Source organism: Staphylococcus microti, assembly GCF_000934465.1.
GTDB classification, from domain to species: Bacteria; Bacillota; Bacilli; order Staphylococcales; family Staphylococcaceae; genus Staphylococcus; species Staphylococcus microti.
The window spans coordinates 121374-138101 of sequence record NZ_JXWY01000002.1 but is presented as its reverse complement, the minus strand read 5'-3'; the positions used below and the strand labels follow the sequence as shown (position 1 = coordinate 138101).

General features: G+C 39.4%; 14 protein-coding genes. 9 read left to right on the top strand and 5 right to left on the bottom strand.

Translation table 11 applies throughout. The features are described from left to right. Positions 1 to 142: 142 nt before the first annotated feature. A complete protein-coding gene (locus TP70_RS00770; protein ID WP_240626960.1) occupies positions 143 to 598 on the bottom strand; it encodes a MarR family winged helix-turn-helix transcriptional regulator in 456 nt (151 codons plus the stop codon). A 127-nt stretch (positions 599 to 725) separates the two neighbouring features. Between TP70_RS00770 and TP70_RS00765 the strand changes: the two genes are divergently transcribed. Next, positions 726 to 1355, top strand: coding sequence for a nitroreductase family protein (locus tag TP70_RS00765; RefSeq protein WP_044358634.1), 630 nt, complete (start codon positions 726 to 728; stop codon positions 1353 to 1355). 144 nt (positions 1356 to 1499) lie between these two features. Further along, complete coding sequence (locus tag TP70_RS00760; protein WP_044358632.1) at positions 1500 to 2204, top strand: GTP pyrophosphokinase; 705 nt, start codon at positions 1500 to 1502, stop codon at positions 2202 to 2204. Between the two features lie 32 nt (positions 2205 to 2236). Here TP70_RS00760 and TP70_RS00755 read toward each other — a convergent pair whose 3' ends face one another. The 3 genes from TP70_RS00755 to TP70_RS00745 all read right to left on the bottom strand — a co-directional run bounded on the left by TP70_RS00755 (position 2237) and on the right by TP70_RS00745 (position 4959). After that, complete coding sequence (locus tag TP70_RS00755; protein ID WP_044358630.1) at positions 2237 to 2791, bottom strand: M23 family metallopeptidase; 555 nt, start codon at positions 2789 to 2791, stop codon at positions 2237 to 2239. A gap of 247 nt (positions 2792 to 3038) precedes the next feature. After that, on the bottom strand, positions 3039 to 3887 hold the full coding sequence (locus tag TP70_RS00750) for a CHAP domain-containing protein (protein ID WP_044358628.1): 849 nt from the start codon (positions 3885 to 3887) through the stop codon (positions 3039 to 3041). Between the two features lie 361 nt (positions 3888 to 4248). Further along, positions 4249 to 4959: a transglycosylase SLT domain-containing protein gene (locus tag TP70_RS00745; protein WP_044358627.1), complete on the bottom strand. Its 711-nt coding sequence runs from the start codon at positions 4957 to 4959 to the stop codon at positions 4249 to 4251. 614 nt (positions 4960 to 5573) lie between these two features. On the opposite strand from TP70_RS00745, the gene TP70_RS00740 reads away from it, so the two are divergent. From TP70_RS00740 to TP70_RS00725, 4 genes are all read left to right on the top strand, one after another. Next, positions 5574 to 6992 carry a phosphate--AMP phosphotransferase gene (locus TP70_RS00740; RefSeq protein WP_044358626.1) on the top strand — a complete coding sequence of 473 codons (1419 nt, stop codon included), beginning with the start codon at positions 5574 to 5576 and terminating at the stop codon, positions 6990 to 6992. 109 nt (positions 6993 to 7101) lie between these two features. After that, complete coding sequence (locus tag TP70_RS00735) at positions 7102 to 7998, top strand: alpha/beta fold hydrolase (RefSeq protein WP_044358624.1); 897 nt, start codon at positions 7102 to 7104, stop codon at positions 7996 to 7998. A gap of 183 nt (positions 7999 to 8181) precedes the next feature. Beyond that, positions 8182 to 8796, top strand: a complete 615-nt coding sequence (locus tag TP70_RS00730) for a cyclase family protein (RefSeq protein ID WP_044358622.1) — start codon at positions 8182 to 8184, stop codon at positions 8794 to 8796. Between the two features lie 40 nt (positions 8797 to 8836). Next, a complete protein-coding gene (locus TP70_RS00725) occupies positions 8837 to 10045 on the top strand; it encodes a Bcr/CflA family efflux MFS transporter (RefSeq protein ID WP_044358621.1) in 1209 nt (402 codons plus the stop codon). A 62-nt stretch (positions 10046 to 10107) separates the two neighbouring features. Here the strand turns inward: TP70_RS00725 and TP70_RS00720 are convergent, their stop codons facing one another. Then, the gene (locus tag TP70_RS00720; protein ID WP_044358620.1) at positions 10108 to 10314 is read right to left on the bottom strand and encodes a hypothetical protein; all 207 of its coding nucleotides are present in this window, start codon (positions 10312 to 10314) and stop codon (positions 10108 to 10110) included. Between the two features lie 241 nt (positions 10315 to 10555). Between TP70_RS00720 and TP70_RS00715 the strand changes: the two genes are divergently transcribed. From TP70_RS00715 to TP70_RS00705, 3 genes are all read left to right on the top strand, one after another. After that, the gene (locus TP70_RS00715; RefSeq protein WP_103369418.1) at positions 10556 to 14428 is read left to right on the top strand and encodes a putative mucin/carbohydrate-binding domain-containing protein; all 3873 of its coding nucleotides are present in this window, start codon (positions 10556 to 10558) and stop codon (positions 14426 to 14428) included. A gap of 136 nt (positions 14429 to 14564) precedes the next feature. After that, positions 14565 to 15713, top strand: a complete 1149-nt coding sequence (locus TP70_RS00710) for a dicarboxylate/amino acid:cation symporter (RefSeq protein ID WP_044358616.1) — start codon at positions 14565 to 14567, stop codon at positions 15711 to 15713. 93 nt (positions 15714 to 15806) lie between these two features. Continuing rightward, the gene (locus tag TP70_RS00705; RefSeq protein ID WP_044358615.1) at positions 15807 to 16688 is read left to right on the top strand and encodes an SDR family oxidoreductase; all 882 of its coding nucleotides are present in this window, start codon (positions 15807 to 15809) and stop codon (positions 16686 to 16688) included. Positions 16689 to 16728 lie beyond the last annotated feature (40 nt).

Below are 16728 nucleotides of genomic sequence, written 5' to 3'. Positions count from 1 at the left end.
CTCATCAATTTGCACCTCTCAGTCATTAGAGTAGTTACTCAAATTATACATTAAAATAACCCTATAGACCGACACTCTTTTTTTAGTGTCTAATCTATAGGGTCCAGTTTAGTGAGTCTAATTTTCATGCTTTTTCGTATGGTTACTGTGGTGGATGCGATAGTCTGTGAGGAAAGTTTTGTTTGACGAAACGATTTAAAATACGCCTCAATGTTTCAGCATCTTCATGATCAATTTTCATATCTTGCGCGACAAGTTGCGAAACGTGTTGAAGTTCGTGTTTTAATGCTTTCCCAGCTGGTGTAAGTGAAAGTTTCAAGTTGCGCTCATCTTCAGCATCTCGACATTTTTCAATAAGTCCTTTGGATACAAGCTTTTTAATCAATGGTGTGAGTGTTCCAGAGTTCAAATAAATACGTGTGCCGAGTTGTTTAATATTAAGTATTTCGTCATCACCAAATGCTATAAGCGTAATATACCCCGTATATGTAAGATTATATTTTTTTAGATGTAAGGTATATTGTTTGATGACTTCTTTAGAAGAGACATAAAATAAAAAACAAATCTGGCGTTGCAATTCTCTATGATCTTTGGTCAATGTGCATCCCTCCATTATCTTATATTTAGTATAACACTTTATGCTTGAAAGCGTGTAAGTGATAAAATATAATTAAATTGCACTTGATTAGATTAATTTGTAAACAGGCAGAAAAGGAGTTATTACAATGACAGTTAAAAATGATTTTGAAGATATATTAATGGGACGACGCTCTATCAAGGTGTTCGATCCAGAAGTGAAAATTCCACACGAAGAAATGGATGAAATCATTCGTAAAGCGACAAAAGCACCGTCATCAATCAATATGCAGCCATGGCGTTTCGTTGTCGTAGAATCAGAAGAAGGCAAAGATAAATTGCGTCCACTTGTTCAATTTAATACACGTCAAAATGATACATCTGCTGCGATGGTCGTTATTTTTGGAGATATGTTGAATTATGAATATGCAGAAGATATTTACGGTGCGGCAGTAGAACAAGGTTTTATGCCACAAGACATTAAAGAAGAACTTGTCAGCCGTTTTGTTGATATGTATAAACAATTAACGCCTGCGCAAATGAACGACATTGTCAAAGTAGACAGTAGTTTAGCAGCGATGCAATTAATGTTAGTTGCACGTCAACACGGTTATGATACAAACCCAATTGGTGGCTTTGATCATGCTAATATTGCAGAAGCATTTGGTTTAGATCCTGAGCGCTATGTGCCAGTTGTAATCGTGGCAATCGGTAAAGGTGTCGATGAAGGCAAACAAACTTCACGTTTACCAGTCGACAAAATTCGTAGCTATCACTAATAGCATGTCACCTTTCAAAATGCACTCGTTTGATATATGGTATCAGCGAGTGTTTTTTTGTAGGGAGAATAGGCGATACATTTCCATTTTGACATCTGACATAGTAAGCTAAAGAAGACTACATAATAGTTTGGAGTGAATCAAATGTTTGTTGAAAAAACAGCACCCCTTAATATTGAGAATTTAAAAAAAGAAATTGCAGCATATACGAACCAAAATGATGATATCTCTGATAGTTTTGAACAAGTGTTAGAGTTTGTAAAACTTGAACACATTTACAGTGCAGCTTTGGAAGAGATTAGCACCAAATTACGTATTTTGGATGAAGATTTTCAATTAAAAACAGCACATAACCCAATTCATCATATGGAACGTCGTGTTAAAAAATTGCCTAGCTTAGTACAAAAGCTTCAGCGTAAAGGACTTGAAGTGAGTGCTGAAGTCGCACAAGAAAACATTTATGATATTGCAGGGATTCGCGTTATCTGCAACTATTTTGATGATATTTATACAGTAGAAAGATTGCTATTACAACAATCTGATATTAAATTACTAAAGCGTAAAGATTATGTGGAAACGCCAAAAGAAAATGGCTATAAAAGTTTACATCTTGTCGTGACAGTGCCACTGTTTTTAACAGATGGTGTTGTAGAAACGCCCGTTGAAATACAGATACGTACGATTGGTATGGATATGTGGGCAAGCTTAGAACATAAACTACATTATAAATCAGTTAAAAACACAGATAGCTATCGTCACTTATTAAAAGAATGTGCCGATGAAATCGCAAGCGTTGAAAGTAAAATGCAACAAGTACACTTTGATATTCAACACGATAAACAATCATAAGCAAAACCCCCGCCGAGAGATGGTGGGGGTTTTTAGATACGGAAGAGGCTATACTGTTTGTCGGGAAGTGCTTCAACAAATGGCTCAGGATCTATCGCATAAGCGTTTCCGACGTCGCCTCGCATACGTTGAAAGTGCAGATGAGGACCTGTCGTATATTTACCAGTATTACCAGACTTAGCGATAACGTCACCTTGTTTTACTGTTTGTCCGGCTTCGACTTCAAAGTCATTAAGATGTCCATACCATTGATAATGTTCACTATTAGCTTCTTTTAGTTCAACAATCTTACCACCATATGGATCATCAAGTGTCCGTGTAATGACACCATCTGATGCAGCGAGAATCGGAGTATTTTCAGGTAAGTGATAGTCCACACCGTAATGGCGATTGTCACCATTAAATGAGAGCCCATTTTCATAATGACCAAAAGGTTGTGTTTGACGATCCATTTGGAATACGTGTCGTCCTTTCTGATCATACCAATCTGAAACAGGGCGTAGAAATTGTTGTGTATGTGTATAGCCAAAGTAGAGAACAATGGCGAATAAGCTTATATATAGAGTTGTTTTGATTAAGCGTTTCATAAAATATCCTTGTCTATTGTACTTAGAAGTGGGGCAGAAAGTGTATTTTCACTTCAGTAGGCACCTACTGCCATTCATATCATTTTGCAAGCTTGGTTGAAACGATTTGTAACTCGTTTCAATCCGTGTGTCTCATTGTAGCGAGAGGATATATTTGTTTCAACTAAATAGCTTGGAAGTTGGTTCTTTCAAGGCACAAAAAAAGAGAGTGATCGAAATCACTCTCTTTTAACTATATAATTAGCAATTAGTGGATGTAGTTGTATCCAGCTGCTTGGCTTGCTGATAAAGTACGTGAACTTACTTGACCAACGCCTGTGTAGTTCATTTCTGATACTGTTACAGAACCGTTAGAAGCTACGTTTTCAACGTAAGCAACGTGACCGTATCCACCAGCTGTTGTTTGCATGATTGCACCAACTGCAGGCGTGTTGTTTACAGTGTAACCAGCTGAACGAGCAGCGTTCGCCCAGTTGTTTGCATTGCCCCAAAGTGAACCTACACGGCCACCTGAACGCTCATAAGCGTAGTAAGTACATTGACCAGCTGTGTAAAGGTTACCTTGACCACCACGACCATAAGTTAAACCTGTAGCTACAGGTGCAGATGTTGTAGTAGTCGTCGTTGTTGTAGTTGTGTAGTTGTAGTTAGCGTTGCTTGATGGTGCAGCAACTGGTTGTGCATAGTTAGTGTTTGAAGTTGTGTAAGGAACAGCTTCAACATAGTTAGTTGATTGTGTATTGTAGTCATAGCTGTTGTTTACAACTGGTGTTGCAACTGTAGTGTTAGTAGTTGCATAGCTGTAATCAGCGTTATCGTTAGAGTAGTAATAGTAGTGGTAAGTACCGTTTTCGTCAACTTCCCAGAATTTAAATGATTCGTTGTTGAACATTGTTGGGTTCCAGTTACCATCTAAAGTGTGGTGTTTGTTACCGTTAGCGTCTACAGTTACGTAGTCACCAGTAACTTCAGAGTATGTAGTTGTATATTGTGAATTAACATTAAGTTGTTCAGCTGCAGATGCGTCGTCAGCGGTAGCAGCACCGAATGTAACTAAGCCTAAAGTAGCGATTGTAGCAGTAGTTAATTTTTTCATGATTAAAAAGTCTCCTCTGTTGTTTCTTTTTCATATTTGTCTGAGAGCATCATAGCATATAAAATATCCGAATTGAATAGTTGTAAACATTTTTACGTCTGAATGTAACATAACTGAAACAAAAGACGATGTGTTGACTTATTCTGTATACGGACTGTAGTGTATGGCAAGATGCCGTATGTCATTGTGCGAAAGTGACAGTGTGATGTATTTTACTCAAATAAAAGTGACGATAAGAGAAGTAATTTGAAATGTACTTCTCTTTCGCCAATTGCTCGAAATAAAGACATATTAAAAGGGGACGCATCCCCATAAAAAAAGAGCCTCAATAGCGAGACTCTTTTTAAGTTGTAAAGTTAGATTAGAAGCCCCAAGCACTTAAACCTTGTGCATTGTATGCTTTTGTAGCAGCAGCGATTTGTTGCTCATAAGTGTTTGTTGGACCCCAACCTGGCATAGTTTGGAATAAACCTGAAGCACCTGATGGGTTGTATGCATTTAATTGACCGTTAGATTCACGAGCAATAATTGCTTCCCAAGTTGATGCAGAAACACCAGTACGAGCTGCCATTTCTTGAGCTGCGCGTGAACCGTAAGCACCTGCAGTGTTACCGTTTGCTAATCTTACGCTACCGCCACTGTAAGAAGTTGATGCAGTGTTGTAGTTATAAGATGGTGCCGCTTGAGCAGCTGGTTGGTATGAATAAGATTGTTGTTGTGTTTGAACATATGATGTGTCGTATGAACCAGATTGTGTCATCGCCACGTTGTTCACGTCAGCGATTTCAGCTGGTTGAACCATTGATGTCATACCATTTGCATTGTATTCATAACCAAAGTAAACGCCATCTGACCAGAAGTGGTAGTTCACACCGTCTAATGTGAATTTGTAGTCATATGCGCCAGCGTGAATCGCTTGTTCGCTTAATGATGGATCGTTATTTAAAGCTAATTGCGCTAATTCTGCTTTGTTAATTTGTTCTTCTGCTGCATGAGCGTCAGTTGTATGTGTAGCAACACCTGTTGCACCGATTGCTAAAGCTAATGATGAAGCTAATAATGTTTTTTTCATAGTAAATAAGTCCTCCAATAATAGTTGCTTATTTTCATTTTCAAAAAGTGTTATTCAAAAAATTCAACAACCACACTCTACCAAGCAAAAACACGTTTGTAAATGTCCATCAAGTAACAAAATATTACAGTGTGATTACAAAATCAGTTTCTGTAATATATCTGTCACATAAATATATGTGAAAAATAGACAAGTGACCCATTATGAAAACTTTGTATAAAGGGGTTTTGGGTTCATATCGTAAAAAACAGCATGTGTTACAAATATTACGGGTCACATTTAAACTGTAATGCAAAAATGGTGTGAATATGTACATTTCAATTGGGCATTTGTTGGAAAAATATGATTGGCACATGATGGTTAGGATGAAATATTAAAGGATCATTTAATAGCAAAAAGTGTTCAATTTTAAACTGTTGGTGTATATGATTTCCCTTATTAATCACAGTTTGTTACACAATGGATCTGTTTATCTATCTAACGTCTAGTCATCTTGCACGACAAAAAGATCTATTTAATGAAGTCATACGTTTTATTCGTCAATTACAATTTGTCATTTTACATTGATAAGCTGTTTTTTAGTTCAGTATAATAGAAGTAACAGGGGTGAGAACATGAACGAAAAAGTAGAACAACTACAGTTACAAGCAGCAGAGTTAACACGTAAAACACATGCACTAGGGATTCCGGTAATGATTCTTTTTGAAGGTGTGCCAGCATCTGGTAAGACACGTCTCGCTAATGAATTATTGCTTACATTAGACGCTAAGTATACGCATTTTATTGCGACAAAGACACCATCTGACGAAGACTTGCGCTATCAATTTTTGCAGAAGTTCTGGGAGACATTGCCGACGAAAGGGGATATTAATATTTATTTCCGCAGTTGGTATGCGCATTATATTGATTACAAGGTACATCGCATTAAAAAAGCGGTATTGAAAGACTATGATCACTTACACCATGATATTCAAGCGTTCGAGAAAATGCTGGTTGACGATCAACATGAGGTCATTAAATATTACATCAATATAGATGAAGAAAAGCGTCAAGAACATATCGAACAGATGAAAGACAATCCGTTGACGAACTGGAAAGCACAAGAGTATGAAGATGTCGTACCGGCAGATGTTTATCAAGACTCGTTTGCTTCCTTATTAGATAAAAGTTGGGAAGTCATTGATTATACAGAACGTGAAACAGCTGTGGAACAAATGTATCGTCACTTGATTAAACGACTTAAAAAAGCAATTAAGCGTAAAGAACAACGTGAACGTAACGTGGACGGTCGTTTTACAGAAGGATTCCATACGGATATGTTTGATCCAGCGACAACGAAGATTAAGAAACGTGCGTACGAATCAGTCGTAGAGGAATTACAAATGCGCTTACGTGAGTTGCAGTTTGCACTTTATGAACGTAAAATTCCGTTAGTTTTAGTTTATGAAGGTATGGACGCAGCAGGTAAAGGTGGCAATATTAAACGTGTACGTCAGTTGCTTGATCCGACAGGGTATGAAGTGAATACAACGAGTGCACCGACAGATGTAGAACTCAATCATCATTACTTATGGCGGTTTGCGAAAGTGATGCCGAAGAGTGGACATATTAGTATTTTTGACCGCAGTTGGTATGGTCGTGTGTTGGTGGAACGTGTAGAAGGCTTTGCGACAACGGATGAATGGTCACGTGCGTATGATGAAATTAATACATTTGAAAAGATGTGGACACATGATGGCGCGATTGTTTTGAAGTTTTTCTTGTCATTGGATAAAGATGAACAACTCAAGCGTTTTGAAGATCGCCAACAAGATCCGAACAAACAATGGAAGATTACGGACGAAGACTGGCGTAACCGTGAGAAGTGGGATGTGTATTTAGAAGCGAGTCACGATATGATTGTGAAGACGGATACAGATTATGCGCCATGGCTGATTGTACCAGCGGATCATAAGAAAACAGCACGTATACAAGTATTGAAATATATTATTCAAAAATGTGAAGAAAAGCTATGGGGTGTCAAACAATATTAAGAAATACAGCTGCGGTAGCATTCTCAAAGTGACGTGAATCTACTATAATATATACATGTATTATATTTATCGAAAAAAGATTATATATAGAATGGTATGAGGATAGTTTATGTCACTAAATAATTATGAACAAACGATTATGACATTGGCAGATCATGACAACGCACAGTTAGAAGTTGTGACCATGGGCGATACGGCATCAGAGCGTGCGGTCGTCTTGATTCATGGTGCGGTTATGAATTATAAGATTATGACGGTATTTGCGAAGTATTTGCATGACGTCCGCTTAATCTTTATTAATTGTCCCGGACGTGGCGAAAGTACGGATTTAGAACGTATGTCACACAGCTTAGTGGACTATGCGACGCGTATTAATGAAGCGTTAGTCTCCATTGTGAAAGCTGCAAAAATTCAAGAGATGGCAATTATCGGCTATTCCATGGGCGGTTTGATTGCGACGAAGTTAGCTGGCTATAATACATTGCCGATTAAGCAATTAGTCTATTTGAACAGTGCTGCCAAAATAGACTTTAAAGAATTACGCGTTTCTAAGTTACTAATGGAACTTGTGAAAGATATGAGCACAGACAATCAAGATGGCATGATCAAAAGCATCCCTGAGTTAGTGCTAGATCAAGGCATTTCCAAAAAGCACCAAAATACGTTTAACTTTACAGAGTATTTCGCACCCGTGGACGCGATGATTACTGATTTACTCTATACATTGCGCTCAGATTATCTTGCTGATTTGGATGAAATCGCTGAAATGCCAGATGTGTTATTTTTGCTAGGCGAAGATGATGTCATCTTTCCGAACAAAGACTCCAAAGAGACGATGGAGAAGTTCGAAGCATTAGGGGCAAATGTGCGCAGTGTTATTTATCCGGAAGTCGGACATTTAGACTTTTTACGCGTGCTGGATAAGCCACATGACGGCGAACTGCAAAGCATTGAATCGAATATTAACGAATGGTTGAATCTTACAGATAGCCAAGCATCATTATAAGAGATGGGACGTTGCAACGAGATTTTAGTAAATCTTTGAGAAGTTGTAGCGTCCTTTTTATGTATGACTGTTTTTTTAAATAAAATGAATATTTTGCGCAATTATTGAAATTTTATGTTGTCAAGATGGACTGGGACGTATACGCTTATAGGTAAAGATATTTAGATAGAAGGAGTGAGTCTGATGTGGATAGACATTACACATACATTGTCTGAAACAGTTGCGCCTTGGCCGGGGGATACACCGTTCGCGATGAAGTTTTTCTCGACAAAAGAGGAAAATGGTAGTGCGAACATTGGCGAAATAACAGGCAGTAATCATATTGGGACACATATGGATGCTGCGAAACATGTCGCGAATGACGGCTGGACAATGGAGCAAGTGGAAATCGAGCGTCTTATCGGCGATGCCACTGTTTTGGTGTTCACAGAATCTACAACAATCACTCGTAAAGACTTGCAACAATGTTCAATAGAAGGCACGATTGTATTATTCAAAACCCGCGACATAGCAGACCCGACTGAATTTCCTACAGCTATTGCCACGCTGACAACTGATGCGATTGACTATTTGGCAGACATCGGTGTACAAGTTGTCGGGGTAGATGTCCCATCGGTCGACCCACTCGATTCTGAGACGTTAGAAAATCATCACCGTTTTGCACATCATGAGATGTATCACATTGAAAACTTACGCCTCGATGACGTCACAGCTGGATATTATCACTTTATTGGGTTACCGTTAAAAATTAAAAATGCAGATGCTGCGTATATGCGTGCAGTTGTTGCGAAGAAGTAAAAATAGGTATAGATATTATTAAGAATATGGGGAAAGTTATATGACAAAGACAAAGATTGATTTATCACATTTATCTTTTATTATTTTATTAGGTGCAATGACAGCATTTGGACCGATGTTGTCTGATATGTATAGCCCAGCTTTACCACTGGTTCAAAAAGACTTAGGCACATCTACGTCACAAGTGCAGTTAACGTTGTCGATTGCAATGATTGGGATTGCATTCGGTCAATTTATTTTTGGTGTTGTTTCCGACCGTGTCCCACGTAAAACATTGGCATTGACGATTTTAGCGCTCGTAATGGTCGCATCGTTGGCGAGTGCTTTCAGCAGTAGTGTTAGCCTCTTTATTGCAGCACGACTTGTACAAGGACTTGCTGGTGGGGGCGCGATTGTGATTGCACGTGCAACAATTGGGGAATTGTATGAAGGCGAAATACTTAGTCGATTTTTCACCGCATTAATGGTTGTGAATGGTGTCATTTCTATTTTAGTCCCGTTAGTCAGTGCGTTTATTTTAACCGTTGCGGAATGGAGAATGATTTTTGTTGCACTTGCTGTTATCGGTGCAATTATGTTTGTAGCGGTATTAACACACCCTAAGATGAAAACATTGAATACAACACACCATACACATGACAACTTTGCCGATATTTTCAAAGACTTTGGTCGCTTACTAAAAACACCACGCTTTTTAGTGCCAATGTTTTTACAAGGTGTTACTTATATTATGATTTTTAGTTACGGTGCTGGTGCGCCATTCATCACACAAAATGTTTACGGCCTATCGCCACAAAACTTTAGTATGTTGATGGTATTAACAGGTATCGGACTCATCATTTCTAGCCAAGTAGCAAACGTCTTGTTACGCTTTTTCGATCAATTGAATGTGCTTGCAGGGTTAATCTGTGTACAAGTCATCGGTGCAGCATTAGTTGTGGTTGTCCTATTATTACATTTGCCATTACCCGTATTAATCGTTGGTTTCATGCTGTGTGTGGCACCTGTAACAGGTATTGGGCCACTCGCATTCTCACTCGCAATGCAAGTGAGAACAGGTGGAAGCGGGAGTGCCTCAAGCTTGCTCGGTTTATTCCAATTCGTATTAGGAAGCTCTGTTGCGCCACTTATCGGTGTACAAGGTCCAGAAAGTGTCATCCCATACAGTATTGTTTTAAGCACAACTATTATATTATTGTTAGTACTTATGTTACTCACACGTATTTTATTAAAACCTACATTAAAATAGAGAACGCTAAAAAGCCGTGTACAATGACGCAAGAGGTCAAAGTGCACGGCTTTTTTTCATGCTTAAAATAGGTCAGAAGGCATAACATCTTCTAACTCGAAATTTTCGATTGCTTGCATGGTCTTACTATTAAGAAACTGCTGTACGGGTTCTTGAGCCATGAAGTAATCTTTGCTCTCCGTAACAGAAAGCGGCTCGTCTTGAGCCAAATAGTTTGCAACCAAGACAAACAAACCAAGGGCTAATACCGCTTTTATGATTACACGCATGGTGGTGTCACTCCTTTTTCAATGGTGTGAATCCATTTTAAGTGAAGATGCGTTCATTTACATTGGGCTAGAGTATAGACAATTGCTCAAACTTTAGGTGTATATTGCTAAATTTTACAAAAGCATAAACCAAATTTAAAAAAATATTTAGTTTAGTTTATATGATGCTAAAGTTTTGATAACATATATATAAGTAATGTTATTGGTTAATAATATTGGATGAAAGAAGGCGAATACTTTGTTGTTTGAACGAAAAAATCAATTTGGATTGCGCAAATTAAATATTGGTATCGTATCGGTTATATTCGGCACATTTGTATGGATAACGGCAACTGGGGACGTACATGCGTCAGAAAAACAACTAGAACAAACACATCCAACAACGAAAGTATCAAGCATAGATAGTCAAGAAAACAAGGGGACATCAGTCCCTGTTGCGCAACAAGGACAAGATGAAGTGACTGAAAGTAATCAAGAGACAAGCACAGCACATCAAGGCGTGACAGCAGAAAATACAGAGACAGCTCGAGCGTATGAAGCTACAACTGTGGAAAGCCCATCGGAAACAACAGAAACAAGTGCAGAAGCAGCTGTTGCAGATGAACCTGAACGAAAAGAAGAAACAGTGCCAACGTCAACAGCATTTCGAGCGTCTAATGTATCTAATGGAACAGAACCGAATGTACGTGAACAACTTATTGATGGCGTGGATCAACGTCTCTATCAGAAACGTGTGGCGGTTATGCCAAACTCGGCACAAGCACAAACGCTTGGCATGCAGCGTGGGACGTACCAAGCGAGAGACAACTTAGGCATTATTGTGCCAGCGAATACGAAGCTCTACATACATCAAGCAGGACCAGAGAAACAGGTAGACTTGCGTGTGAGTTTAATGACGAATGATGGCGCTTATAATAAAAGTCAAGTCGTACCAAAAACAGGTGAATGGGTCACAATTGAAACAGGCATAGAGAGTGCTGCTTTTATGTACATGCCGAGTGGGATCGCCTACCAACCTGTTGTTGCATATTATGTTGAGAACAAACAGGATAGCGCTTTACCGACCTATCGTAAAGGTCAAGATCAAGCTACTTTTGAACAACAATGGATTGATCAAGATGCTGCCTATGCCTATGTCGATGGAGACAATCATGCGATGCTGATTCCGCGTGTAGATAGAGACCGCATTTTAGCTATGAAAACGCAAACGAGTGCTGATGCGTTTAAGTCGTTAGATGAGATGATTGATTATTACGAAGATGTCATTTCAAAATACAATACTTGGGCAGGCTTTGTAGATGATGCATCATCTGTGAACTTTAACGTTGGTAGTAAGTATTTGATTGTGGCAAATAAAAATGGTTTTGGGTCAGCATACTGGTCAACGGATCATACAGGAACGAACAGCCCGTCTATTGAACCGTATTTACAACGTGGTTGGCTTGCATTACATGAAATAGGTCATGGGTATGACGGTTGGATGATACAAGATGGTCGTATGGATTTAGCAGAAGTCATCAATAATGTTTTTGCGAATCAATATGAACAAACAATCCAACATAAAGAAAATGGTTGGCTTTATGGCGGCAATCAGCGTGCATTTCAAGAAGGGATTCATCATAGAATGCTCGAAAATAGCGAGGGTGTCCGTTTCAATGACAGTGGTTTTAAAGGGAAATTGGACTTTATGACACGCCTGGTGCGATTGACAGGTATCGAAGGCATGACACATATGTATCAAACAATGAGAACACATGCAGCAGAAGGGAGATTGCCTGTTGATGTACCGAGATGGATCAGTCATGACTGGTTAGCGGCACAAGGCGTTAATGGTTTGCCGTATTTTGATTTATACCATATTGATATGTCGCGACAATTAAAAGATGATTTGAACGCGTATCATCATTCATACATTTATCCACTTGCGATGCTCATTGATAATCCGGCAGAACGTCAAAAGTATGTGGCACGTTTAGGGTTAGCTACAGAATACGAATTGGTCAAATCAAGTGATCTTAAAGATACGAGCATTTATACAACAGCAGACGTTCAGTTGAACTTACAAGGTCAAAAACTTCGTGATAATGCAAAAGTTGTCTTGATGGATGGAGAAAATAAAGTGGCAGAAGCAACTGTTAATAATGGCGTTGCACATTTTGAACATCTGCGTGCGGGTGTATATAAAGTAGTCGCACCTGCAACTTTGAATCATATGTTACCTGAACATGCGTATCTCGTAGTGCGTGAAAATGGTGAGAACCAAGTTGTACTTGATTATCCGTCTAGTACGCAAACACAGCAGTTTGTTTCGCAACAAATATTGTTGAAAGGTCTTGGTAATGATATATTTGCCCAGATTTCTTATCAGCCACATACAGGCGAAGTGAAATATCAAGAATATGCCAAAAAGCCACATGTTTACTTTACTGATGAATACGCACATGTAACGATTCGTACGAAAGACGGTCAAGTTGTTGTGGATCGCACAATGATAGGGGATCGTGTTGGAGAAGCGCTAACGAAAATCAGAAAGTTGCAAGTAGGAGATACGATAACCATTATGCATCGTGAACCGAGTCAACGTCGCGTCGTTCAACGCATCGAAACAGGCGAACGTGTTGTGATGCCAGATGCGGATAAGCAAACAGTCGCTTATACATTGACCGATAAAGGGTTTATTGTAAATGATGAAACACAACAAGATGCAGATATGCGTTATATGCAAACATTAACGACTGATGTAGAAACATGGATTGCCAAGAAAGCATTAGCGCCAGAGAAAGATGATCGTGTGCCATTATATCGTCTCGTTCGTGCAATTCAATCTTTATCACAGACTGAAAGTGAAAAACTGCTAACACGTTTAGCACCTTATTTAGATCCGAGCGAACAATTGACAATACCAAGCATAGCGCCGATTGAATATGGTGCAGAGCGATTGACCGGTCAAGCACAACCACACTCATCAGTAACAGTGACAGTCCCATCAGGGAAGTCGTATGATGTAACAGCTGACGACAGTGGAAGCTGGGTTGTTGAACTACCTGGAAGTGAACGATTGACTATACAAGGTGATGTGACAGTTCAAGCACACAAAGAAGGTTACGAACCATCAGAAATTGTACGTCAAACAATTGAAGCGCCATTACCGTCAACAACAACTGAGGAACCAACCGAGCCGGTAGGAGATACGGATAATGGCGAAGATGTGGAAGCAGAAGCACCGAAACCAGAAGAAGAAGAGGAAACGCCACAAGATACTGAAGAAAGCGAAACGCCGAATGCAACGGACGTACAAGAAGATGAAGAGCCGAATGCAACGGACGTACAAGAAGATGAACCGCCGAATGCAACGGACGTACAAGAAGATGAACCGACTGAACAACCAGCCGAACCAGTAGAAGATACGGATAATGGCGAAGATGAGGAAGTAGAAGCACCGAAACCAGAAGGAGAAGAGGAAACGCCGCAAGATACTGAAGAAAGTGAAACACCGAATGGCACGGAAGAACAAGAAAGTGAAGCGCCGAATGCAACAGATGAACAAGAAGATGAACCGACTGAGCAACCAACTGAGCCAGTAGAAGATATCGGTAATGGCGAAGATGAGGAAGTGTCAGACCCAATGGTACCTGCAGAAGATAATAATGCAGAACAAGTAGGGCATAAAGATGAGAATGTAGCAACGCCAGAAGTGGAACCAAAACCTACAGATAAAATGACAGTTAAGCCACAAGATAAGGCTGATGAATCAGAATCCCCATTAACAAGTGGCATTGTGCAACATGTAACACCTCAACAGAAGGCGCCAAAGCAAATGAAGATGGTTGATTATGTATCAACTGACGCGTACGAGGATAGTTTACACGCTAAAACGATGGCTTTAACACATAAAAAATCAACGACGCACTTATCATCAACTACTGATAATGCAGTATCAACAACAGTGCGAACAGCTACAACAGAAGGTGTGTTACCTCATACAGGTATCCACCAAAGCACGACAAAACATCAACCAACAATGAATGGCTGGTCATTTTTGGTGTTAGGTAGTTTGATGATTCTTGGTGGCTGGCAATTAATCAATCGACGTCAAAAAAATCTCAATCAATAATATTTCTTTTAATAATCAAAACTTATTGAAAAATATATTGCTTTTTTATATTAATTAATGCAATATATAATGAAAGCGCTTCGTATTTAGGGAGAGTTTTAATCATATTGATAAGTTTATGGAGGGAGACCAGCCAATGAAGTTGATTGGGAAGTTAGTTTTAGGTATTGTTGCTGGTATTTTGATTGGGATGCTAGATATTGATGCGCTCAACAAAGTACTTGTAACAGTTAAAGGGATTTTTGGACAAATTATTAACTATATGATCCCGTTAATTATCTTTTTCTTTATCGCATCAGGTATTACATCACTTGGTAAAGGTTCAGGAAAACTTGTAGGGATGACAGTAGGTGTGGCATATACATCCACAATTTTAGCAGGATTAATGGCACTGACTGTTTCGTATACATTGATGCCAACGATTGCATCGCATGGGAAAGTGCCTGGGGAAGCACCTGAAATTGCGCCGTTCTTTTCATTTGAATTTGATCCGCTGATGGGTGTTTTAACAGCGTTGATTACAGCATTTGCTTTTGGGATTATTGCACACAAAGTAGAAGCGTTCACGATGATTAAACTCATTGATGAAGGACAACGTATCGTAGAAGTATTAATTGAAAAAATTATTATTCCGTTCTTGCCGTTCTACATTGCGACAATTTTTGCAGAGATGACAGCGCAAGGCACAGTAATGAGTATTTTAAAAGTATTCGGTATCGTCCTTATTATTGCGATTATTATGCACTGGGTTTGGTTAACAGTGCTGTATATCATTGCAGGGGTATTAAATAAGAAAAGTCCAATTGCACTATTGAAAACGATGTTGCCGTCTTACTTTACAGCGTTGGGTACAATGAGTAGTGCCGCAACGATTCCGGTAACATTAAAGCAAGCGAAAAAGAATGGTGTCACACCACCTGTTGCAGACTTCAGTGTGCCATTGTTAGCGACAATTCACTTGTCAGGCTCTACTATCACACTTGTGAGCTGTTCTGTTGCAGCGATGATTGTGTTACCAAGTTTATCACTTGTTAGCGTACCAACGATGATTGGTTTTATTTTCATGCTTGGTGTCATTATGATTGCAGCGCCGGGTGTACCGGGTGGCTCAGTGATGGCTGCGAGCGGTATTCTTGGATCAATTTTAGGCTTTAATGAAGCGGCTATTGGCTTGATGATCGCCTTATACATGGCGCAAGATAGCTTTGGTACAGCAACGAACGTAACAGGTGACGGTGCGATTTCAGCGATTGTTGACCGTTTAGGTAAAAAATATACAGAATAACAAGCAAGCTCAGGAAAGCGATTTACTTTGCTTTTCTGAGTTTTTTTGATACGTTGAAAACAAATCATTAATCAATGAAATGAGGTTTTTATCATGCCGAACAAGAATCCATTAACACAATATTTTCATGATCAATATGAACAACAACTACAGCCTTATCCGGGTATTCAACGTGAGATGACGCCTGTTCCCGATTGTGGGGAAACATCTTATCGTGGTGCTGAAAAGTTAGTAGGACGTAAAGCGCTTGTAACAGGTGGTGACTCTGGTATCGGTCGTGCAGCGGCAATTGCTTATGCGAAAGAAGGTGCGGATGTTGCAATCGCTTATCATCCGGATGAACAAGTCGATGCAGAAGAAGTAAAAGCGGTGATTGAAGAGGCAGGGCAAAAAGCAGTGCTATTACCAGGTGACTTGCGTGATGCAGCGTATGCGCGCCAAATGGTAAAAGATGCGTATGAACAGTTAGGGGGTCTAGATATTCTCGTACTTAACGCAGGTATGCAAAACTTTGAGTACGATATTCAGAAGTTAGATCCGAAACAGCTGACAGATACATTTGAAGTGAACGTCTTTTCAACAGTATATTCTATCCAAGAAGCATTGAATTATCTTGAAGCGGGTGCGAGCATTATTTTGACGTCATCTATTCAAGCGGTTAAGCCGAGCCCACATTTACTGGACTATGCGATGACAAAATCATGTAACGTATCACTTGCAAAAGGGCTTGCGGCACAACTAGGGCCTAAAGGAATTCGTGTGAATGCAGTTGCACCAGGACCTGTTTGGACACCATTACAAATTTGTGGCGGTCAACCACAAGAACGCATTCCAAATTTTGGTAAAAACCAACCATTACAACGTGCGGGTCAACCAGTAGAGTTGGCAGATGTTTATGTCTTACTTGCATCTGAAGGTGGTAGCTTTATTACTGGACAAGTCTATGGTATTACAGGCGGCGCACCTATCGTCTAATGGCGCAATCACATTTGGAGTCATCTACTTATTAAAGTAG